The sequence below is a fragment of the Haloprofundus salilacus genome (assembly GCF_020150815.1).
Lineage (GTDB): Archaea > Halobacteriota > Halobacteria > Halobacteriales > Haloferacaceae > Haloprofundus > Haloprofundus salilacus.
The window spans coordinates 279331-302219 of sequence record NZ_CP083724.1 but is presented as its reverse complement, the minus strand read 5'-3'; the positions used below and the strand labels follow the sequence as shown (position 1 = coordinate 302219).

The window sequence follows — 22889 nt, the reverse complement described above, 5'->3', positions numbered from 1 at the left end:
AGCAAGCGTTTTGTCGATAAGGCCATCACTGATGAATACCACCGATGAATGCACCGATGGACACGTATCTAGTCACGCAGGCCGACCTCTCTGAGGGCCGGTCGAGCGAGACCATAGTGCGCGAGGCTATCGACGGCGGTGTCGACGTCGTACAACTGCGGGAGAAACACGCGACTGCGCGGGAGCGCTATCGACTCGCGCGCACACTCCGACGACTGACAACCGAGGCGGGAATCCCGCTCGTCGTCAACGACCGCGTGGACATCGCCGTCGCGGTCGACGCCGACGGCGTCCACCTCGGCGACGACGACCTGCCGGTTCCGGTCGCACGCGCGCAACTCCCGGACGGCGCGGTCGTCGGTCGTTCGGTCTCGACGGTCGAGGGCGCTCGGCGGGCGGTCGACGCGGGTGCGGACTACCTTGGCGTCGGGGCGGTCTTCGATACCACCTCGAAGGACGTGTCCGACGCCCAGTCGAACGTCGGCGTCGAGGCGGTCGCGGCGATTGCGGACGCCGTCGACATCCCTGTCGTCGCGATCGGCGGCATCACGGCAGAGAACGCCGGGCGCGTCGTCGAAGCCGGGGCCGACGGAGTCGCGGTCGTCTCCGAAATCGCGGGCGCGTCTGACCCTGCAGCGACGACGCGTCGACTCGCGTCGGCCGTCGAGACCGGGAGGCGGGCACGATGACCGACGCGTCCGACTTCGACGTCTCCGAAGCGCTCTCGGCCGTCGAAGCGAACACTCCGCTCGTCAACGCGCTCACGAACGAGGTTACCGTCAACGACGTGGCGAACGTCACGCTCCACTGGGGCGGCCTGCCGGTCATGTCCGACGACACTCGGGAGGTCGCCGACATGGTCGAGAGCGCCGACGGCTGCCTGTTGAACATGGGAACCGTGAGCGAGCGCGGCGAGACGGCGATGCTGACCGCCGGACGTGCCGCGAACGAACGGGACGTTCCGGTCGTCGTCGACCCGGTCGGCGTCGGCGCGACGCCGACGCGCTCCGCGGTCGCCGCGCGCCTCGTCACCGAACTCGACGCCGCCGTCGTCAACGGTAACCACGCCGAGATCTCGGCGCTCGCGGGCGAGGACGCCGAAGTTCGCGGCGTCGAGTCGGTCGGCGAGTACGCCGGCATCGCCGAGACCGCCGTCTCGTGCGCCCGACGGACGGGGGCCGTCGTCGTCGCCTCCGGCGAGACGGACGTCGTCGCCGACGCGGAGGCGGCGTACGAAGTCGACGTCGGGCATCCGATGATGGGCACCGTCGTCGGAACCGGTTGCATGCTCGGCGCAACGCTCGCCGTCTTCGCGGCCGCGCTGGAGGACTCACTCTCCGCCGCTCTCGCCGGAACCGCGGCGTACGGTCTCGCCGGAGAACGGGCCGCCGCGGGCGAGTACGGCGATTACGAGGGACCGGCGAGCTACAAGGTCGCGTTTCTGGACGCGGTCGCCGGGATGGACGCCGGAGACGACCTCGACGCCGACCTCTCGGAACGGATTCGGGAGGTGTCGGCGTGACGGGGGTCGTCGTCACCGGCGGCACCGGCGGCATCGGCAGCGTCGTCGTCGAATCGCTCTCAGAGACGGACATCGCGTTCTCATATCTGACGGAAGGCGAGACGGCCGACGCGCTCGTCGACGGCGCTCCCGCCGGCTTCGAGCGAAGCGCCTTCCACATGGATGTCACCGATTCGGCGTCCGTCGCGAGTTTCTTCGACGCCGCGGCCGACCGACTCGACGGCGTCGACGCCGTCGTCCACACTGTCGGCGTCGTCGACCCGGCGACGATAGACGAGTCGACGGACGCGCAGTGGTCCCGCGTCGTCGAGGCGAACCTCGTCGGCTCATTCCGAGTTGCGCGGGCGGCTGTTCCGCATCTACGCGAGTCCGCCGGGTCGCTCGTTTTCCTCTCCAGCATCGGCGGCACCGCCGGGACCGTCGATACGAGTTACGCTGCCAGCAAGTCAGGGTTGCACGGTCTGGTTCGCGCGTTGGCGAGGGAACTCGGCCCGGACGACGTACGGGTGAACGCTATCGCCCCCGGTCCGGTCGACACCTCGATGAATGATGTCATCGTAGACTATCTGGAGTCAACCGACTTTCTGGGCCACGAGACCCTCGACACCCATCTGCCCGACTACGCGTGCTCGCCGGCGGAGATTGCGAAGGCCGTTCGCTACCTTCTCGACAGTTCCTTCGCGCACGGCGAGATTCTCAACGTCAACGGAGGGATGCAGTTCCGATGACCGTCCCGGAGCAAGCGACGACGCGGCCGTACGCGCTGACCGTCGCCTCCAGCGACTCCGGCGGCGGCGCGGGGATCCAGGCCGACCTGAAGACGATGACTCGTCTGGGCGTCTACGGCGGTTCCGTCGTTGTGGCGGCGACGGCGCAGCACACTCGCGGCGTCGACTCCACCCACGTGCTGCCCGACGAAGAGATTCGGGCGCAGTTCGAGGCGGTGACCGGCGATTTCGATGTCGCTGCCGTCAAACTGGGGATGCTCGCGGCCGCATCGGCCGTCGAAACCATCGACGACTGTCTGCGTGACTCCGACGGTCCGGTCGTTCTCGATCCGGTGATGGTCGCTACCTCGGGCGACAGACTGCTCGACGACGACGCCGTCGACGCATACGTTGACCTCTTCGCGCGCGCGACGCTCCTGACGCCCAACGCCGACGAGACGGAGGCTCTCACCGGCGTCTACCCGAGCGACGAGCGATCGAGAGGCGAGGCCGCGACGGCATTTTTCGACTGGGGCGCCGACGCCGTCCTGTTCAAAGGCGGCCACGTCGATACCGACGCCGATACCGTCCGGGATACGCTCGTCACGCCCGATCGGTCGGTGACGTTCTCCAACCCGCGCGTCCGCACCGACCGAACCCACGGGTCGGGATGTACGCTGTCGAGCGCCATCGCATCCCGACTCGCGCACGGAGACGAACTGGTCGAGGCGGTCGAACGAGGCATCGAGTTCACTCACGCCGCAATCGCTCGACCCGCCGACGTCGGACGCGGACCGGGGAGCGTCGACCACCTCGTCGACGCCGAACGCTGGCACCCCTCGTCTCGGTAACTGCCGTCGTCGGCGACGCATACGCGGTCCTATGTCGCGTTCGATCGCCTCAACGCCGGAGCACCTGACATCGTCCATAAAGTATAACTATTGACAATAATTGTACTGTCTCCGACAGTACACTGAGTTGGTTATCGGCGCGGTCTCTCGTGTGGGGTCAGCGGAAAGGACTCTCGGTGAGTGACAGTGTTTGTGCTCAGGTCATCCGTTTCGATCAAGAAAACGGTCGAGCGACGACTGTCGCTGTCAGTCGGTTCGGTCCGGCGGTGGGGCCGGACCGGGCGATTCCGGTTCGCGTCTCTTTTTACGCGACGATGGAGAAACTGTTCGAGTCAGTGGTCGTCGTGGTTGTTTCGTTGGTTGGCGTTGTCGTCGTGGTTGTCTCGTCGGAGTCAGAGTCGTCAGCTCCGTCGACGTAGAACGAACTGTAGCCGTCGAGGTCGTTGTTCACTTCGAGCGGGTTGAGTTGGTCAGTGTCGCCAGTTCGGTAGGCGTACGCCTTGAAACTCTGCGGACCGGTTCCGAGCTGTTCGGAGAAGTCGACGGTACGCGACTCGCCCGGTGCGAGCGTGAACTCTCCTCCATCTACGGAGCCGTAACCGTTACCCACGCCGTCGCGGACGTAATACGCGCTGAAGTCGATCTCACCATCGGTTGGGTTGTCGACCGTGAACTGTCCAGGCGTGTCTGTGTCGACAGTCACGTGGTCACGGTAGACGGTCACATCGTCTCCATTGGTCGGTACCTTTGCACCGGTATCGGTGGAGTATGCGGCCGTCTTCCAGAGCACTCGTTCGTTTGCGTTCCCGTCGTCGAAGTGATGGTGTTCGATATCGACCGTCTTCGTCTCGTCGGGGCCGACTTTGACCGGACCGACGCCGGTCAGACCGAGTTCGCCGAAGTACGAGACCTCGACCGTCTCGTTGTTCGGATTGTAGACGGTGAACTGTTCGGGTGCGTTCGACTCGAACTCGACGGTTTCGTACTCGTCAGTGACGACTGGAACGTGCGTGTCTCCGGGCTCTCCGTTCACGTCGAGAACCATCCCCGTCTCAACTGCGGTCGCTCCGAGGAAGATGTCTTCCTCGTGGTCCGTCTCCGGGACAGCGACGGTTTTCCGCTCGAACGGCTCCAATTCAACAGTACCGACTTCTCCAACGGATTCGTCGAGCGAATCGAATTCGACTTCGATGACTTTGGCAGTCGGGTTTTTGAGCGTGACGTTGCCTGCTTCCTCGGAAGAGGCGTAGATAGACTCGCGCGAGTCGTTGTTGTCGTCAGTACAGAACCCAACCGTGATGTCTGCTGGTCCGTGCTGGTTGTTGGTGTACCGGTACATGTCCTCTGAGTCGGCCGGATATACACCAGCGACCGCCAACGACATGTTCTCTCTGCCGTCGGGGTTTGGCACCGTGTACGTCTTGGTCTCGCCGGGGGCGAGCGAGAACTCGTGGGTGTCGGCCCACTGAATCTCTACCATCACGTTCTCGCCATAGTAGTTCGTCACCGTGATCTGGCCACACTCGTTCGACTCCGCGATGAGCGTGTTCTCGGGCGTCTCCTCGGAGTTGTCCGAGTCGTTCGAGTTATCGCCTTCGACGTAGAACGAGTCGTAGCCGTGGAGATCACCGTTCACGGCGATTTGGTTGTCTTCGTCTGAGTGTCCGTCGCGGTAGGCGTACGCCTTGAAGCTCTGGGACTCGTTGCCGAGTTGTTCGGTGAAGTCGACAGTGTGCGACTCGCCCGGTGCGAGCGTGAAGTTTCCACCGTGCACATCCCCGTGATCACGTCCCTCGCCGTCGAGGATGTAGTACGCGCTGAAGTCGACAGCACTGTCAGTCGGGTTGTTGACCGTGAACTGACCGGGTGTGTCCGTGTCGACCGTCACGTGGTCGCGGTAGATGGTCACGTCGTTCGCGTCGGCCGGCACCTCGACGCCGGTGTATACGTCGGCTGCGGAGGCTTCGTAGAGACCCCGCTCTTCGGCATTCCCGTCGTCGAAGTGACGGTGTTCGATATCAATCGTCTTCGTCTCGTTCGGACCGACTTCGACTGTTCTGGCGGTCTCGAAGTACGTGACGTTGACCGTCGCGTCGTTCGGGTTGTAGATGGTGACCTGCTCGGGCGCGTCCGACCAGAACTCGACTGCGTCATACGACTCAGTCGGCATCTCGTCGCGGTACACCAGCATGTCGGTCGCCTCCGGCGTCGACGCGAGGTAGTCGTTCAGCGGGACGACGGCCATATCGTCCGTGCGTCGCGTCTCGGCGGCGATGGACGTGGCCGATGCATTCTCTTCGTAATCTCTCTCAGACAACTCTACGACGGTCGTGTCGTCGGCGGAGACGTTGACGTCTCTGGTGTCGCCGTTGACGACGTATTTGAACGTGACGTCGAACTCGTTCGGGTTGGTGACACTGAACTGGTTCGGGCGGTCGGAGCTGAGTTCGACAGATTCGACGCTCGTACCTTTCCGCTCGACAGGCACGTCGACGTCTCGCGGTTCCTCACCGGTGACGTTGTTCAGCGGGATGGCCGTCCGGTCGCCGTCCGCGAGTCGTGTCTTCGCGTAGAGGTCGAGCGACTCACCGTCGAAGTGCTCGTCGGCGATGAGAACGGTGTGTGTTTCCCCGGCGGGCACGTAGACGCGCTCTTCACCGTCCAACTCGAGAGTCAGGCGCACGGCGAACGAGTTGGGGTTCGTCACCGTGACTTCCTGGGGGTTCTCGGAGGTGAGCGTGACGGACTCGATGGACTCGCGCTCGTCGGTGTCCTCGGAGTCAGAGTGTTCTCCGTCGTCCGAGTCGTCGGAGTCGCCCGCGGGCGTGTCTCCCGTGTTCGACGACTCGTCGTCGTTGGAGTTCGACTGCTTGTTCGTGTTCGACGATTCGTCGCTGTCCGAGTCGTCGGAGTCGTCCGAATCGTCTTCTCTATCGTCTGTATCGTCCGCGTCGTCTGCGGACGTATCGCTCGACGATTCCGTATTCGTCTCGCTGCTGTCGGTCTCGGCGTCCGAGGTGGTTCCGGTCTCGTCGACCGTGTCGTTATTCGCCGACGACGCCGCGTCGTCGGTTGCCGCTTGGCCAAGCGGTAGTCCTACGAACGCGACGGCCGTCGAGAGGACGACCACCACTGCAAGACCGACCACGAGTAGGGCGGATTTCATCGATTTCTGGTTGGTGGAACCGTTCACCACGAGCCATCGAATGAACAGTGGGTGTATTGTTATGGATTACAATCATGTTCTTTAGGGAGGATCATCTGTAGATAGTGTCAGAATACGGTCTAGTAGCGCTGGAATATCGACGATGCAATGTCCCATCTTGCCCTATTCCGAACCAAACTACAGAGAGGCACTCTCCGGTGGATCCCTTTATTACTACGGTATTCGAGAACAGTGTTAGAACGTCGTTTTAGCCTTCTAAACACCCGGATATTGTCCCCGACATTGACTATCTCTGTCCGAAGAGAGAACCGACGACAGACGAATTCGGCGCTCCGACCAGCACCAAGACGAGAGAGTGTCAGCACCTCTCTCAAACCCGGAATTTCTCGCCGTACGCTCGGGTCGGTCGATTCCTCACTCCCTTTCGGTCGCGCCGACACTGGACCCGAGGGGTAATGCAGTGTCGAGGTCTTCGCGCTCGATGCCGTCGAACTCCGTGACGAACTCGGAGCCGAACGCCGACGCGGGCGTCTGGAACCCCGCGGAGACCTCGCCGTCGAGCACCCGTCGCGTCGACTCGACGGAGGCCTGCGCTGCGAAGTCGTACGTATCGGGCGTCTTGAGTCGCGTCGCGACCCGATTGCCCTCGTCGTCTTCGACCTCGCCCAAAATGTGGTTCGCGCTCTGTGCGCGCTCCTGTGCGGTCGGTCCGGAGACGAGAGCGTCGACCGCTCCTGTCAGCAGTCGCTGTCCTGGTCTCGTCGCTAGTACGGGGACGAGCGGCCGCGTGCGACGCATCACGTTGACTGCGAACTCCGGGACAGTCGCGTACACTTCGATGTTCTTGATACCGGTCGTGTAGTACGCCGCCGACACGTCCCCCCACGGAACCGTCACGCCCGTCTTTTCGCCGCGCCCGAAGTCGAACCGCCGCGTTCGCCACGCCGCGGGTACCGTCCGCAGTTCGCCGTTCTCGCGGACGACGCCCGACTGCGGCAATTCCTCGAGTATCGACTTCAGCGTCCCCGGCGAGAACGTACCGAGACCGTCCATCGCCAGCGTCAGCGACGTCGCCGACGGAAGCCGCGATTCGAGGTGTGCAGCCAGACAGTCGGTCGGAACGACGTCGAACCCGACGCCTGGAAGGATAACGACGTCGGCCTGTTCGGCCTCCCGGTCCAACTCGGCGGCGGCTTCGAGCACGTCGATTTCGCCGGCGAGGTCCAGATAATCAGTCCCCTCGCGAAGGCACGCCGTTCGCAACTGCGCTGCGGTCCGCGAGAACGGTCCTGCACAGTTCAACACCGCGTCGAAGTCGGCGACGTGTTGACGGACGACGTCCGGGTGGTCGAGCGTGAAGACGCGGTGGTCGACGCCGAGTTCCAGCGCCTGTTCCTCGACTCGATCGGCGCGGCGTCCAGCTATCACCGGCGACAGTCCCTCGTCGACGGCGGTTCGAGCGACTAACGCGCCGATGTAACCGTACGAACCGTACACGAGAAGCTCTCCTGACATACGTTCGGATACCACGCGGAGTGAGAAAATACCGCGGTCGCGTACGTGCGGTGGCTTTGTGCTGTCGTGAACGACGATTGGAGCGCAGAGCCAACAGCTGCGCCGCGTAGATGTTCACCGTTTGTGTTCAGTAGATGTGTTCAATAGTTGTGTTCCTTACCTTCAGCCCGGTCCCCCGATCCGTCCTTCGAGGCGATTCGAACGCCCGTGGGAGTCCCTCAATTCCCGAAACGCGACGTTCCAGTGACGGCACAGCGGTCGATCCGCAACTCGGTTCGGGGTGGAGATACGCCGACTGATAGCGAAAACGGGCCCCGAAACGTGCGACGGTTACGGACGTTTCTGACCGCGTGTCCGCGACGGAAATTGCCGGAAGATGAACCACAGCTCCGGTATCAATAAATAGATTTTTTACAGCCTCAACATTATTCCCACTGCGAGAAGGTAATCAATGTCTGAAGACAACTCCAAACACGGTCTCGACCACGCCGACTTCGGCGACGACTCCGACCGAGACGCTCTAACGACTAACTTTGACGAGGAGGTGTCAGACTATGAGTAGGTCCAACCGGGACTGGTGGCCGAATCAGTTAAACTTGAAGATCCTCGACCAGAACGCTCGCCAGGCCGATCCGATGGGCGAGGAGTTCGACTACGCCGAGGAGTTCGAGAAGCTCGATCTCGACGCCGTGAAAGCGGACATCGAAGCGGTGATGACGACGTCGCAGGAGTGGTGGCCGGCTGACTACGGCCACTACGGGCCGCTCTTCATCCGGATGGCGTGGCACAGCGCCGGTACGTACCGAACCAGCGACGGCCGCGGCGGCGCGTCCGGCGGCACACAACGCTTTGCGCCCCTCAACAGCTGGCCCGACAACGCGAACCTCGACAAGGCGCGCCGGCTGCTCTGGCCGGTCAAACAGAAGTACGGCCGCAGACTCTCGTGGGCGGACCTGATAGTCCTGGCCGGGAACGTCGCTCTGGAGTCGATGGGATTCGAGACGTTCGGCTTCGCCGGCGGGCGCGAGGACGCTTTCGAGCCCGACGAAGCCGTCGACTGGGGGCCCGAAACCGAGTGGGAAGCGTCAGAGCGCTTCGACGACGACGGCGAACTTGAGGAGCCGCTCGCCGCCACCGTGATGGGGCTCATCTACGTGAATCCGGAGGGACCGGACGGTCAGCCGGATCCGCTCGCGTCGGCGGAGAACATCCGAGAGTCGTTCGGCCGCATGGCGATGAACGATGAGGAGACGGCCGCGCTCATCGCCGGCGGACACTCGTTCGGGAAAGTCCACGGCGCCGACGACCCCGACGAGCACGTCGGTCCCGAGCCCGAGGCGGCCCCCATCGATCAGCAGGGCCTCGGCTGGGAGAGCAGCCACGGCTCCGGCAAAGGGGCCGACACGATCACCAGCGGGATAGAGGGTCCGTGGAATGCCACGCCGACTCAGTGGGATATGGGCTACATCGACAACCTGCTCGACCACGAGTGGGAGCCCGATCAGGGTCCCGGCGGTGCGTGGCAGTGGACCACGAAGGACAACGCGCTCGACGGCGTCGCACCGGGCACCGAGGACCCGTCAGAGAAGGAAGACGTAATGATGTTGACGACGGACGTCGCCCTGAAGCGGGATCCGAACTACCGGGAGATCATCGAGCGCTTCCAGGAGAACCCGCGCGAGTTCCAGGAGGCCTTCGCGAAAGCGTGGTACAAGCTGATCCACCGTGACATGGGCCCGCCGATCCGGTTCCTCGGCCCGGAGGTTCCGGACGAGGAGATGCTGTGGCAGGATCCCATCCCCGAAGCCGACTACGAACTGATCGGGGACGAAGAGATCGCCGAACTCAAAGAGGAGATTCTCGCTTCGGACCTGTCCGTCTCCCAGCTGGTCAAGACCGCCTGGGCGTCGGCGTCGACGTACCGCGACAGCGACAAGCGCGGCGGCGCGAACGGGGCCCGCATTCGCCTCGAACCACAGAAGAGCTGGGACGTGAACGAGCCAGAGCAGCTGGAGACGGTGCTGGGGACCCTCGAAGAGATTCAGGAGGAGTTCAACAGCTCGCGGTCCGACGGTACGAGAGTCTCGCTGGCTGACCTGATCGTTCTGGGCGGCTGCGCCGCAGTCGAGCAGGCGGCGGCGGACGCCGGATACGACGTAGAGGTTCCGTTCGAACCGGGACGCACAGACGCCTCGCAGGAACAGACCGACGTCGAGTCCTTCGAAGCGCTCGAACCGGAAGCCGACGGGTTCCGTAACTACCTCGGTGGCGAGCACGACCGCTCGGCGGAGGAGTTGCTGGTCGACAAAGCGGACCTCCTGACGCTAACGCCTCCCGAGATGACGGTTCTAGTCGGCGGCATGCGCGCGCTGAACGCGAACTACAAGCAGTCCGACCTCGGTGTCTTCACCGACCGACCCGAGACGCTGACCAACGATTTCTTCGTGAACCTGCTCGACATGGACTACGAGTGGGACGCGCCCTCGGAATCGAAAGACATCATGGAGCAGGAAGCGTCCTCGGAGGCCTACGACGTTTACGAGTTGCGCGACCGTGAAACAGGCGATGTCGAGTGGACGGGTACCCGCGTGGATCTCGTCTTCGGGTCGAACGCCCGGCTTCGAGCCGTCGCGGATGTCTACGCCTCCGACGATGCGGAGGAGAAATTCGTGCGTGACTTCGTGGACGCGTGGGACAAAGTGATGAGCCTCGACCGTTTCGACCTCGAGTGATCTGAGTCGAGAGCCGCCGGATCGGTGGCCGTACGAGATCAAGAAGCACCAGATTTGGCACCTCTACAAGACCGACCCGACGGTCGGTCGCCACATCGGTGACGGACTCGGTTTCGACGCCGACGAAATCATCGACGACGACCTGCTCGCGGTCGAAAATGCGAATTCGGATGCGCTCGGCGTCGGCGAATCGTCGAGCGACACTCGGTGTGAACTCCTGTTTTAAAACTAGTCCGTCCAAAGCTGTTGAGGTGACTGCGGAGGCAGTCGCACTGCGCGAGCGACACCGCACATCAGCGAGAAATCCGTCCCCTTGGCATGAGTAAACAGATCACTTGATATCAGATATTTGTCTTCTTCTGAACGCCATACGTTTATCGACTCGTCCCTACCCTATCAGCCATGGACTCACCTGGGTCTCCCCCGACTGTTACTTCGGAAGACATCTGGGGAGTTTTCACGCGGCAAGAGCACCTGTATACGCCAATAACTGCCACAGAGGTTGCTGAGGACCTACAGTACCCTCGGGAACTCATACAGGAGAACCTCACAGAACTGGCCGAACACGGCGACCTGGAAACCAAGCAAATAGACGAATCAACGCGAGTTTGGTGGCGCTCAGAGAAAAGCCCGTCAGTCGACCAGCAGCCCACTCGAGAGGAGTTCACCGCCTTCGTCGAAGCGGTCGAAGACTACGCCATCTTCATGCTCGACGCCGACGGTGTCGTGCTCAACTGGAACAGGGGGGCCGAACGGATCAAGGGTTACGAAGAAGGCGAAATCGTCGGCGAACACTTCTCCCGGTTCTACACCGACACAGACGTCGATGAAGGGGTGCCCGAACAGAACCTCGAAACCGCAGCGACGGAGGGCGCCGTCGAGGACGAGGGTTGGCGGGTACGCAACGACGGCTCGCGATTCTGGGCGAACGTCACCATCACCGCCATCCGTGACGACACCGGCTCGCTACAGGGATTCACGAAGGTCACTCGCGACATGACCGAACGGCGAGAGTACGAGCAGCGACTGTATCAGGAGCGTGATCTCACCGAGCAGATTCTCCAGACTGTCCCGGTCAGTATCTTCGTGAGCACGTCCGACGGCGAGTTCGTTCGCGTCAACCAGCGACTGCTCGACCGGTTGGGTATGGACCAGTCGGAACTCGAGGGGTACAGCGCCGAATCGTGGATACTTCTCGACGAAGAGGACGAACCGATACCGGTCGACGAGTGGCCGTGGAAGCAGGTCACCGAAACGGGAGAACCAGTGTACGATTACCAGTGTCAGATTCACCTCCCGAATATCGGTCGTCGGTGGCTTTCTCTCAACGCCGCTCCGATCGAACACAGTCAGTACGACGATGACCGGATCGTGTTCTCCATCGACGATATCACCGACCAGAAGATGCACGAACGTCAGCTTCGTCGCGAGTGTACCCTCACCGAGAAACTGTTGCGGATTGTACCGATTGCAATCATCGTCCAAGACGCAGAAGGTAATACAGTGATGGCCAACGAGAGGGCCCAAGAGCTCCTTGGACTCTCCGAACAGGAGTTCATCGAAGAACCCGAAGACATCGAAGAATGGCACGTTTTTGATCCAAGCGGCAAACCCCTCGAACCACCCGAGATGCCGTCGGCGTGCGTGTTACGGACCGGTGAACCGGTGCTCGACGAAGAACTCGTCATCGAATCGCCGAGCGGCAGACAGCTACACGTGAACGTTAACGCCGCCCCGCTGTTCGGGGCCGATGGAACAATCGAGCGCATGATAATGGCGGGTGAAGACATCACGGAGCTGAAAGAGCACGAACGACAGCTCAAAAAGCGAAAGGCCGAACTCGAAACGGAGTTGAGCGAGATTCTCGGTCGAATCTCCAATGCGTTCTACGCCCTCGACGAGGAGTGGCGATTTACGCACCTCAACGAGCGAGCCGCTGCGGTTATGGGTCGACCCAAGGATGAGCTGTTAAATCGCAACATCTGGGAACTGTTCCCCGAGGCGGAGGATAGTATCTACTGGGAGCAGTTGCACACGGCAATGGAAACCCAAGAGTCCGTCAGCTTCGAGCTGTACGCCGAAAAACGCGGAGAGTGGCTGGAGTTCTCTGTGTATCCATCCGAGTCAGGGCTCTCGATATACTTCCACGACATCACAGAACGGATCGAGCGCGAACGAAAACTCGAGGAGTCCGAACAGCGTTACCGCACTCTCGTCAATCACTTCCCGAACGGAGCCGTCGCTCTCGTCGACAGGAACCTCGAGTATCGGACCCTCGGTGGCAGACCACTCGAGGCGGTGAACGCTTCGATCGAGGAGTTGAGCGGAGCCCCCGTAAGGGAAATCTTGCCTCCAGAGATCGCCGACGAACTCGTGCCACGCTACGAAGCCGCACTCGATGGTGAGTCCGATACGTTAGAGATGGACCTCGGCGGTCAGACCTACCAGTTCCAGTTTGTACCGGTACGAGACGATAACGGCGACGTTTTCGCCGCGTTAGGAATGTCTCAGGATATTACCGAGCGTCGGGAGTACGAACGCAAACTGGAGGAGTCGAACGAGCGCTTAGAGCAGTTTGCGTACGCTGCCTCCCACGACCTCCAGGAACCGTTACGGATGGTGTCGAGCTACCTCCAACTCATCGAACACCGCTATCGTGACCTCCTCGACGAGGACGGTGAGGAGTTCCTCGAGTTCGCGATTAACGGTGCTGATCGGATGCGCTCGATGATCGAGGGCCTCCTGCACTATTCGAGGGTCGAGACCCAAGGTAACGAGTTCGAGCCGATCGAATTAGAAGCCGTTCTCGAGGACGTTCGCGAGATCCTCCAAGTAAAACTCGAGGAACACGACGCCGAAATCCGCGGCGAATCGCTTCCTTGCGTCGAGGGGGACGAGAGTCAGTTACGTCAAGTATTCCAGAACTTGCTCTCGAACGCGATCGAATACAGCGGTGACGAACCCCCGAGAGTTAACGTCTCTGCCGAGCGGGACGGATCAAAATGGATCGTATCGGTTGCTGACGAAGGGATTGGGATCTCCGCGGGTGACCAAGAGCGTATCTTCGAGATCTTTCAGCGGGCACACGGGGAGAGGAAGCACGCTGGTACCGGGATTGGCCTTGCGCTCTGTGAACGAATCGTTGAACGTCACAGTGGTGATATCTGGGTCGAGTCGACACCTGGCGAGGGAGCCACGTTCTCGTTCTCACTGCCAGCAGTGACAGCGCGTTCTGACGAGTGCGCATCGAAGTAGTATCAGCCGGATATCCGCTTTCAGAAACACGTAAAACACTGGAACAGAACCCGATGTAGCCGTAAGTCAGTCGTTCAATTGCGCCTTGTCGAACGGGTCTGAGGGCAACCGGAGTTCGTCGAGACCGGGGAGGTTCTTCACGTTGTAGACGACTTTCATCTCGTCGGTGACGGGCGCGCTGATACAGGACAGTTGGATACCGTTGTCGGTCATCGACGACGGGAGGATGTGATTTGACGGCATCTGCACTGCTCCGTCGACGACGGCGATTGCACAGTTAGCGCACGCACCGCCTCGACAGGAGTACGGCCACGCGAAGCCGCGGCTCTCGGCCGCTTCGAGCAGATTCTCGCGCGGCTTAACGAGGAACCGCCCGTGGTCGGCGGGGTCGAGGTCGGCCTCAGAGGCTTTCTCGAAGAGGTCTTCGTCGTCTATCTGCCAGCCGTGGTCGGCGAGCGTCTCGTAGTTGAGAAACTCAACCTGTGACCCCGTCTCTTCGGGGTCCTCCGCTTCGGACTCCGCGTCGGGCCGCTCGGACTCCGGTCGCGGCTGGGACGCCTCCGCTGGACGCCCGCCGGCGTCCTCCGAGGCGACTTCGAGTTCCGCGTCGGTGTTGCCCGCGATAATCTGTCGGTACGCCGTGTACACCAACTGGAACTCCCTCGCGGAGCCACCGTGGTCGGGGTGAGATTCCTTTACCCGCTGGCGGTACGCGCGCTCGATTTCCGCGTCGTCCGCGTCAGAATCGACTTCTAAAACGTCGAACGGGGATACCACGTCTACCGTTAAGAAATGGCGAGTATAAATGCCCTCGCTCGGAGACGGGGCGGCCGCGCCTGCGTCGGAAAACAACGAAGGACGAAAGCGGAGACCGCTCCGATCGACGACCGACGACACGCGCGACGACGGGAACGTCGACGAGGTATCGTTCCTCGATTCGACAAGCGACGATTCGCGACGAATGGTGCCAAACTGTATAATCAGTATTTTAACAATGGTGCTATGCGTACGTACAGCAACGAGCAGAAAATGGACGTATCTGGAAATCTGTTGTGTCTGTGCACTGCAACGATCGAAGAACAAGACGGGTCGTACGTCGTTGAACTCCCCGAACGGGAGATCGAACTCGGCGATATCGAGCCCGGAGACGTGTACAGTCTGGCGGTTCTCTCTCCTGAGGCGGGCCGCGAGTCGAGCGCGTCAGACGGGGCGAGAGCGTCGACGTCGGGACGCTCGGTGCGCCCGGCCGATTCGACGTCAACGCGAGGCTCACAGTCCCCGCCGGTCGAAGTCGGCGAGCGGCGAACCGTCGACATCGAGGGGTTGGGCGAACAAGGCGACGGCATCGCCCGCGTCGAACGCGGATACGTCGTCATCGTCCCCGACACCGAGGTGAACGAGCGGGTTACCGTCGAAATCGAGAAAGTGACCGAGAACGTCGGGTTCGCCACCGTCGTCGAACGCGAAGAATACTACCAATGACATCCTCCCCGGCGTGAACGCCGGGGTTTCCTCGCGCTGGGGTATTGCTTACCGGCCCACGGAGGCAACTTGCGGGTTCGTGCGCTCCTCGTTGGGAACTGAGCGTGGTGACTCTGACCAGTCGTGGTCGTCCCACTTGAGGCGCACAGGCCGTGCCATCGGCCGTGCTACGTCGGTATGCCGTCTCAGGAACGTTTCCGAAGCGGTGAGGTCCGCGTGCGCCTCGAAGCCGCACGGACACGTTAGCGTGTCGCGGTGGCGCGTCGTCCGGTCGGTCGAACCGCACTGCAGACACTCTTGGGAAGTCCACGCTTCCGACCGAACCTCTACCGTCATGCCGTACTCCTCGGCAGTACAGGCGAGTCGCTTGATGAACGCGCGGAACGCCCAGAAGTTGTGCGTCTTCTCGTTTGCCCGCACCGACCAGTGCGTATCGAGTATGTCCGTGAGCGCCCCAACATACACTGTGGAGACGCCTTCGGCGTGCAACCGTTCGATGAGGTCGCGGGCAAGCGCGTCTTGGGCGTGGTCGCGGCGGCGTGTCCGGCGTCGGTACAGCGAACGTATTCGGTGACTACTGTACCGTCTATCGTCCAACAGCGACTGCAACCGGGCGATTTCCCGCGTCGACTCGCGGAATCGCTCGAACAGGTCGCGCCCTTCGTACAGCAGTTGCGTGCCGGTCGTGGTCGTACAGGCGACGAGGTTGTTAGCACCAATATCCAGAGCGGCTTCTTCCGAAGCCAGTGGTGATGCCAGCCGAGAATCGTCGATAGTAACTGGCTGAAAGGCCCTGAACGATTGTGCTTGCTCGTCCAAGAACAACTCTAACCGGCCCTGCTTGTCGTACTCTTTCCAGTTGGGTTCGCCCCGGATTTCGAGCCGGAGGCGTTCGCGGTGTCCCAACCCGTACTCGTCTTTCAGATCTTTGCCGACGAGGATTTCGAGGCGGGAGTAGTCGCCCCACTCGACGGAGTACGACGTATTGCGGATGTACGTGCGGAGTTCTCGGCCATCTTCTGTGTTGCCCCAGTATCCGGGCTTGCCGTTGGCTTCACCCTTCTTTTGGAGGCTGAAGAACGACCGCCACGCTTCACGGTTCTTGCGTTCGATTTGCTGAACCGTAGACGCACCGAGAACACCGCCGTAGCGACCTCGATACTCGCTAATGTCCCACACATCTCCGTCTGGGTCGGCGTAGTTTTCGCGGCGCTCGTAGTTGATTTCGTTCCAGAGAGCGGCAGAAGCGTCCAACAGGCGTCGAAGCAACTCCTCGTCCTCGTCGGACTGGGGAACCACCTCAAACGTGTTGGTTCGCCTCATTGAATACTCCATCGGGATGGTAAAACATAAGTCTATGGTTATCCATAGACTCAGTTGTGACGAACATCCACATCGAAGTGCCGGACGAGGAGCAGTACAAGCGGTTGAAAGACGTGAAGAACAAGTACGGACTAACGTGGCGCGGGATGCTTGTCCACGCGGCCGACGACTTGGATACCCCCGACTGAGCGGCGTCGGCGGTTGTTCCGCAGTTGTCGGATTCATGCCTGCCGTGAACGGCGGGACTCTCTCGTTGACTCAGGTAGTCGCCGAACGCGCCGAGGAACTCCTGACGGTCGTCTCGCCTACTTCGTTCGCCGTTTCGTCTGAATACTTCGACCGTCAGATACAGCAGAATACGCATTTATCACTCGTTCTCACGTCTCGTCGCTGTATGAGCGAAAGCCGACCACACAACACGAGTGGAACGCTCGTCGTGGGGACGTTCCTCACTCTTGATGGCGTGATGCAGGCACCAGGTGGTCCTGACGAGGACCGTGACGGCGGGTTCGAACACGGCGGATGGACGGTCAACTACTGGGATGAGAAGATGGGCGAGACGATGGACGAACAGTTCGCCGAGGCCGACGCACTGCTGCTCGGTCGCAAGACGTACGAGATTTTCGCCGCACACTGGCCCAACGTCGATTCGGAGGGGGATCCCGTGGCGACAAAACTCAACGACATGCCGAAGTACGTCGCTTCACGGACTCTCGATGGGGTAGAGTGGAACAACTCGACGCTCCTGTCGGGCGACGTCGCAGTGGCCGTTGAGGATCTCAAAAAGGAGCGCGGGGACGTACTCATGGTCCAGGGGAGCCACAATCTGATCCAGACCCTGCTCGCACACGACCTCGTCGACGAGTTCTGGCTCTGGGTTTTCCCCTTGGTCCTAGGAGACGGGAAGCGACTGTTCGGAGACGGGACGATTCCTGCAGCCCTCGAACTGACGGACGTCAAGACGTCGGGTACGGGAGTCCAGATGCTCCGGTTCGAGCGGGCAGGCGAGATCGACTACGGCTCGTTTGCGTTAGATGACGTAACTGAGTAACCTCGGTACACAGCTGTTTGCCGCCGACAGTTGTAGACACTCGCGGTATGCCGTGCTTTAACTCTCGTCGACTGATCGAGTCACAATCATCGCAGTCGCCCGTTCTGACTCTATCCGTTCCGAGAGCGGAGTGCACCGGCTCAACTCCCACGCCAACGAAACCAAATCGGAGTAGTCGAGAGCTACTGTAGCCGAAATACAGCCTCGGGCCGGATCGACACAATCTCGACTCAGGAACACACTGAGACGCTTGTCGTCTGTACTGCTGGACTTCGTATCACTCGATGATTGTCTTCGTCCGCGCGGAACCGAAGCACACGATTACCCGTCGTTCGGCCGCCGCAAGCTGACGAACGGCGGCCGTTCGGCACTATCGACGAACGTTCCGTCTTCGAGGTGCCGACGGATTCCCTCGACGTGTGCCTTTCCGACGACGGCAACCACGTCGTTGCCCTCCTGCCGCAGATATTCGAGTCGGCGAGCCATGTAGGCGTCGCGCTCTCGAATCATCACGCGGACGAACTCGGGAGCGAGGTGTTCGAGCGCGTTCTGGAACGACGCCGCCTGCTCGGGTGAGAGCTGCTCCATCACGGCTGCCTTCGCCGCCGGGCTGTCGGCGGTCAGCGTCCCGCACCAGAAGTGGAGTCCGAGAAGGCGCACGAGACCGGTCGTCGGGGCCGTGGCGTCGACGAGGAGGTCAGAGGCGAGTTCGCGCCACTCGCCCCGTAACGCCTGCCGCAGTCGTCGCTCGGTCGACGTTCGGAACTCGTCTGCGCCCGAGAGAATTACCTCGCCGAGTTCGTCGAGCGTCTCCTCGATGGGCCGGTCGACGGCCGCGGTTCGGCGTCCCGACGCTTCTGCCGCGTTTATGGCCGCGAACATGTCCCGGTCGTCCCGGTCGACCTCGGTGTCGTCGTAGTACGTGCGCTGGGAGAGTTTAAACAGGAGGCTCAGCACGAATCCGGCTCGCGAGAGCGACCGATAGCTCTCGACCGCGTTTCGGAGGGTCTGTAGCGTCGTATCCGGCGAGTATAGCTGTCGAAGTCGCATCGAGCAGAGTTCGACGGTGACGACGTCCGGATCGTGTCGCCGTATCGCCTCTCGGACGTTCTCGCCACTCTCCTCGGTGACGTGGACCGTGCCTACGAGCGTTACCGTTCCGACATCGTCGCTCACGTGGACAACTCCATCTTTTCGAAAAGTTCGGGACAACGACTCAAGAGCGTTCGCATCGGTAGAGCGACGAGTGACAGGACGACGGGGCGACGGGGCGACGGAGCGACGGCGCACCGGCGGACGTAGAATATGAACAACCCCCGGTCGAGCGGGGGCGTATCTGTATGCCGAGTACATTCATCCGGCGTCCGTCCCTCCACTGTTCTGTCGGGAACCCGCTGCCATCACGGTCTCACACACCGACCGTGGACACACCCGGCACTGACACACCTCAGGCACGCGAATCAGCACAAGCACAAGCACGGCCGCCACCCCATCAGGTCTCTCGTTTCGACGGTTACCGGCGGGACCGTCGCGAATCTCACTTCTCGCGGAACTGGAACACCTTTCGGCGGCGAAACACGATAGCGTGTCAGCCGAACGCACGGTGACGACTGGAGCGACGCTTCATCTCCGCATAATTATTTCCAATCCGATATGAAAGATTTTTAGTGGATCGCGGCACACTGGATAGCCGAGAGAGTCTCCCCGACCACGACTGCGGCATCCGCTCTCAACGAAGGTGTGTCTCCCATCGTATGATGTCCGACGGGCCTCACGTCCTCTATCTCGATCCGGACTCGGACGAGAGCGCGCTTCGAGCACGACTGCAGGCCGGCCATCCGGGAGCGACGCTCAGAACCGTCACCAGCGTCGCCGACGCGTCGAACGTCGTCGCGAACGCGCGGGTCGACTGCGTCGTCGCCCGCTACGAGTTGGACGACACCGACGGCGTCTCGTTTCTCTCGACCGTCACGGAGCGCGAACCGTCGACCGTGACAATTCTATGCACGGAGGCGCACTCGGAGCGTCTCGTCTGCGAAGCCGAGCGCGCCGGAGTCACTGACTACGTCTCGACGGGCGGCGACGACGCTCACGCGCTCGGACGACTGATACTCGCCCACGTCGACTACCCGACCACCGAGTCGACGGCGTCGTCCCGCCTGCAGTTAGACATCCTCACGAAAATCACGTCGGACGCCATCGTCACGGTCGACGAGCGGGGCGTCATCGAATTCGTCAACCCCGCTATCTCTGACGTTCTCGGCTATGACCCCGACGAACTCGAAGGGGACCCGCTGACGGTTCTCATCCCCGACGAACTCGTCGAGAGCCACCGCCGCAGGTTCGAACAGTACCTGAAAACCGGCGAGAGACAGCTCGACTGGAACGATATCGAGCTGCCAGGTCTCCACAGAGACGGGCACCGAGTCCCGTTACGCGTCTCGTTTTCGGCGTTTCGCAGCGACCGCGACCGGTACTTCACGGGCGTCCTCCGCGACGTAACCGAGCGGCGGCGCCGCGAAGAGCAGTTGACCGACCTCACCGAGGCGGCGCGGTCGCTGACGCTGGCGACGACCGAGCGGGAAATCTGCGACCTCACTGTGGAGGCGGCCCGCGAAACGCTGAACCTGCCGCTCACGTCCATCGAGCGGTACGACGAGACGGGGACGCTGACGACCGTCTCCCGCACGCCGGAGGTGGCCGAACTCGTCGGAGAGGGGTCGCTGTTCCCGCCGGAGAGCGACGTACTATGGGACGCGTACGTCGCCGACACGAACGAAGTGTTCGACGACGTACCCGCCGAGACGGGGATGGCGGAGTCGGAAACGGTGCTTCGTAGCGCACTCGTCCTTCCGCTGGGGAAGTTCGGCGTGCTCGTCAGCGGTGCGACGTCGCCCGCGTCGTTCGACGAGAGCGACGTCGTCCTCGCTCGCCTCCTGGCGGCGAACGTCCGGGCGGCGTTGCGACGGACCGAGCGCGAGGAAGACCTGCGCGAGCGAACGCGGGAACTGGAGCGCCGAACGGCGACCTTAGAGCGGGTCAACCGCATCGACGAAGTAGTCAGAAAGTTGACTCGGGCGCTGACGCAGGCGACGACGCGCGAGGAGATAGAGCAGACCGTCTGCACGCAGTTGGCGAACTCGGAGCCGTATCGGTTCGCGTGGGTCGGCGAGCAGGAGCTCGTCGGCGGCGAACTCGTTCCGAAAGCTGACGCGGGCGTCGAGCAGGGGTATCTCGACCGAATCACGGTGACGGCCGACGAGAGCGAAATCGGGCAAGGACCCGGCGGACGGGCGATTCGGACGCACGAACCGCAGGTTCAGAACGACCTCCGCACCGACCCGCCGTTCGAACCGTGGCGGGCGGAGGCGTTGAAGCGAGGGTACCGTGCCAGCATCTCCGTCCCAATCCGATACAAAGAGACGCTGTACGGGGTGTTGAACCTCTACGCCGCGGAAGCGAACGTCTTCGACGAGTTGGAGGTGAGCGTTCTCGAAGAACTGGGGCAGATGGCCGGGTTCGCCATCAACGCGCTCGAACGGAAGAAAGCGCTCGTGAGCGACCGAACGGTGGAACTCACCTTCGAGATTTCGGACCGGTCTCTCCCCGTCCTGCGGTTCGCGGAAGAGACGGGAGGGCGGGTCGAGTTCGAGACGCTCGTAGAGGAGTCAAACGGGTCGCTCCGTGCGTTGTTCAGACTCCTCGACGCCGACCCTGAGAGCGTCGTCGAGGCGGCCGCGCGGAGTCCAGTCGTCCGCGATATCGACGTCCTCTCGGAGCGAGAGGGCGGCCATCTCTTCGAAGCGACGCTCTCCCCGGAGAGTTTCCTCAGCGGGTTGCTCGATTACGGCGCTCGACCGACTAAACTCGTCGCGTCGGACGATGCCGGAGTGCTCACCGTCGAACTACCGCAGAACGGCGACGTCCGCGCGTTTCTGGAGATGGTTCTGAACAGCCACGAGGGAACCGAACTCGTCGTGCGACGCGAACTGGACCGTCCGGTTCGGACCGAATCCGAGTTTCGGACGCTGTACAAAGAACGGCTCACCGACCGCCAAGAGGAGGTGCTCAGAACCGCGTACTTCGCGGGCTTTTTCGACTGGCCGCGGCGGGCGACGGGTACGGAAGTCGCCGAGATACTCGGCGTCTCCCAACCGACCGTCAACCGACACATCCGAAAGGGCGAAAGCGAACTGTTCGATCTCGTCTTCGGCGACACGTCCCGACGGTGACGGCGTCCCGACCCAAAGGCTGACTGGTCATTCTCTCTCGTCGGTCGTTTCGCTCGCCGACGCTCAGAGTCGGAGGATACGGAGAAACGGGGATTGGGAAGTTTACCAATGGCCAACCCGTTCGCGCCTTTCTCGGGGACAGGCGCATTCGAAGCGCAGGCCGTGGCTGTTGTAAACTTGTTGGTAGAAGTACCGCACCCGCGTTCGTCGTCGGGATCTGAAACAGACGTATGCCGCGGGGTTATCGGTTACGGCGATGACGGTGACGAGTTCGCGTCCTTCGTTGAAACCGACGATGTCGAGCCGAAATTACCGGTGAGACGGCATCTCTCGGCCACTCCCGAGCGCCCAACTCCTTCCGCCGCTCTCGGCGCTCTTCAGTCGCAGTTCTCCTCTACCCGAAGTGCCCCGCCGCATCCACCGCACCGATACGACTCGGTGTTCTCGACGAGTTTCGACCGCCGATACCTCGCTAGTTTGGTTTCACAGGACTCGCAGCGTATCCACCACTTCGGCTCGGCAAATCGCTCGCAGTTGACGTGCGTCCCGAGTTCGCCCGCCAGTCGCCGGAAGCGTTCCCCGTGAGAGCCGTCGTTCGCTTCGTTGAGCAGATGAACGTGGATGAGTTCGTGACGTATCGTCTCGGCGGCAGCTTCCCATCCCCGATTTTCGAACAACTCCCACGTGAGAGACACCGCTTCCGGCTTCCCGTCTCGGTACCTGACCGCACCGGCCCGCCGTTTCGCGCGCTTGCTCACCTCCCATTCGAGGTCGCTGACGGTGACCCTCAGCCCGTAGTGCTCGACGACTTCACGCGCGTAGACCTTCGAGACGGCCAGAAACTCCGGCACCGACGCTGTCGAGTTTATCGAGTAGTACGCCGGGTCGAGTTCGTCGAGTTCGTCCATCGGTTCCACGTTCGTCTGCCACCGATCTCCGCGAATCCGCGCTGACCGGTCCGCTTTCGGTTTTCACCTCCCGGGACATATAGTTGCCCACGCTCATTGGCCATCGATGACCGGCCACCCGTTTCCCATCTGGGTCGAGTCCAAA

Annotated in this window: 16 protein-coding genes; 10 read left to right on the top strand and 6 right to left on the bottom strand. The window is 61.9% G+C overall.

Annotated features, from left to right (window positions below; translation table 11 throughout):
* Positions 1 to 56 precede the first annotated feature (56 nt).
* Genes thiE through thiD form a run of 4 tightly spaced genes read left to right on the top strand, consistent with a single transcriptional unit; the run spans position 57 to position 3080 of the window.
* Positions 57 to 689 (top strand): thiamine phosphate synthase, encoded by a 633-nt coding sequence (gene thiE, locus LAQ58_RS18075; RefSeq protein ID WP_224450263.1) that lies wholly within the window; start codon positions 57 to 59, stop codon positions 687 to 689.
* Positions 686 to 1522 (top strand): hydroxyethylthiazole kinase, encoded by an 837-nt coding sequence (thiM, locus tag LAQ58_RS18070; protein ID WP_224450262.1) that lies wholly within the window; start codon positions 686 to 688, stop codon positions 1520 to 1522. Before thiE ends, thiM begins: the two co-directional genes overlap by 4 nt.
* A complete protein-coding gene (locus LAQ58_RS18065) occupies positions 1519 to 2250 on the top strand; it encodes an SDR family NAD(P)-dependent oxidoreductase (protein WP_224450261.1) in 732 nt (243 codons plus the stop codon). The genes thiM and LAQ58_RS18065 overlap by 4 nt, the downstream gene beginning before the upstream one ends.
* Complete coding sequence (gene thiD, locus LAQ58_RS18060) at positions 2247 to 3080, top strand: bifunctional hydroxymethylpyrimidine kinase/phosphomethylpyrimidine kinase (protein ID WP_224450260.1); 834 nt, start codon at positions 2247 to 2249, stop codon at positions 3078 to 3080. Before LAQ58_RS18065 ends, thiD begins: the two co-directional genes overlap by 4 nt.
* A 304-nt stretch (positions 3081 to 3384) precedes the next feature.
* On the opposite strand, the gene LAQ58_RS18055 is transcribed toward thiD, so the two are convergent.
* The gene (locus LAQ58_RS18055; protein ID WP_224450259.1) at positions 3385 to 6246 is read right to left on the bottom strand and encodes a hypothetical protein; all 2862 of its coding nucleotides are present in this window, start codon (positions 6244 to 6246) and stop codon (positions 3385 to 3387) included.
* Positions 6247 to 6660: 414 nt separating this feature from the next.
* Entirely contained in the window at positions 6661 to 7761 is a 1101-nt protein-coding gene (locus tag LAQ58_RS18050) for a saccharopine dehydrogenase family protein (RefSeq protein ID WP_224450258.1), read from the bottom strand.
* A 554-nt stretch (positions 7762 to 8315) separates the two neighbouring features.
* Between LAQ58_RS18050 and katG the strand changes: the two genes are divergently transcribed.
* Together katG and LAQ58_RS19205 are read left to right on the top strand one after the other, a co-directional pair.
* On the top strand, positions 8316 to 10493 hold the full coding sequence (gene katG / locus LAQ58_RS18045; RefSeq protein ID WP_224450257.1) for a catalase/peroxidase HPI: 2178 nt from the start codon (positions 8316 to 8318) through the stop codon (positions 10491 to 10493).
* Between the two features lie 402 nt (positions 10494 to 10895).
* Positions 10896 to 13748, top strand: coding sequence for a PAS domain-containing sensor histidine kinase (locus tag LAQ58_RS19205; protein ID WP_224450256.1), 2853 nt, complete (start codon positions 10896 to 10898; stop codon positions 13746 to 13748).
* A gap of 66 nt (positions 13749 to 13814) precedes the next feature.
* On the opposite strand, the gene fer is transcribed toward LAQ58_RS19205, so the two are convergent.
* Positions 13815 to 14525 carry a ferredoxin Fer gene (gene fer, locus LAQ58_RS18035; RefSeq protein WP_224450255.1) on the bottom strand — a complete coding sequence of 237 codons (711 nt, stop codon included), beginning with the start codon at positions 14523 to 14525 and terminating at the stop codon, positions 13815 to 13817.
* A gap of 225 nt (positions 14526 to 14750) precedes the next feature.
* Here fer and LAQ58_RS18030 point away from each other — a divergent pair, with 225 nt between their 5' ends.
* Positions 14751 to 15230, top strand: a complete 480-nt coding sequence (locus LAQ58_RS18030; RefSeq protein WP_425490731.1) for a TRAM domain-containing protein — start codon at positions 14751 to 14753, stop codon at positions 15228 to 15230.
* A gap of 48 nt (positions 15231 to 15278) precedes the next feature.
* Here LAQ58_RS18030 and LAQ58_RS18025 read toward each other — a convergent pair whose 3' ends face one another.
* Positions 15279 to 16553: an RNA-guided endonuclease InsQ/TnpB family protein gene (locus tag LAQ58_RS18025; protein ID WP_224450254.1), complete on the bottom strand. Its 1275-nt coding sequence runs from the start codon at positions 16551 to 16553 to the stop codon at positions 15279 to 15281.
* Positions 16554 to 16609: 56 nt separating this feature from the next.
* Between LAQ58_RS18025 and LAQ58_RS18965 the strand changes: the two genes are divergently transcribed.
* Both LAQ58_RS18965 and LAQ58_RS18020 read left to right on the top strand, forming a co-directional pair.
* Positions 16610 to 16741, top strand: a complete 132-nt coding sequence (locus LAQ58_RS18965; RefSeq protein WP_255595079.1) for a hypothetical protein — start codon at positions 16610 to 16612, stop codon at positions 16739 to 16741.
* Positions 16742 to 16947: 206 nt separating this feature from the next.
* The gene (locus LAQ58_RS18020; RefSeq protein WP_224450253.1) at positions 16948 to 17604 is read left to right on the top strand and encodes a dihydrofolate reductase family protein; all 657 of its coding nucleotides are present in this window, start codon (positions 16948 to 16950) and stop codon (positions 17602 to 17604) included.
* Positions 17605 to 17925: 321 nt separating this feature from the next.
* Here LAQ58_RS18020 and LAQ58_RS18015 read toward each other — a convergent pair whose 3' ends face one another.
* Complete coding sequence (locus tag LAQ58_RS18015) at positions 17926 to 18780, bottom strand: TraB domain-containing protein (RefSeq protein WP_224450252.1); 855 nt, start codon at positions 18778 to 18780, stop codon at positions 17926 to 17928.
* 578 nt (positions 18781 to 19358) lie between these two features.
* Between LAQ58_RS18015 and LAQ58_RS18010 the strand changes: the two genes are divergently transcribed.
* Complete coding sequence (locus LAQ58_RS18010) at positions 19359 to 21836, top strand: bacterio-opsin activator domain-containing protein (protein WP_224450251.1); 2478 nt, start codon at positions 19359 to 19361, stop codon at positions 21834 to 21836.
* Between the two features lie 377 nt (positions 21837 to 22213).
* Here the strand turns inward: LAQ58_RS18010 and LAQ58_RS18005 are convergent, their stop codons facing one another.
* Positions 22214 to 22744 carry a SprT-like domain-containing protein gene (locus LAQ58_RS18005; protein ID WP_224450250.1) on the bottom strand — a complete coding sequence of 177 codons (531 nt, stop codon included), beginning with the start codon at positions 22742 to 22744 and terminating at the stop codon, positions 22214 to 22216.
* Positions 22745 to 22889: the final 145 nt, after the last annotated feature.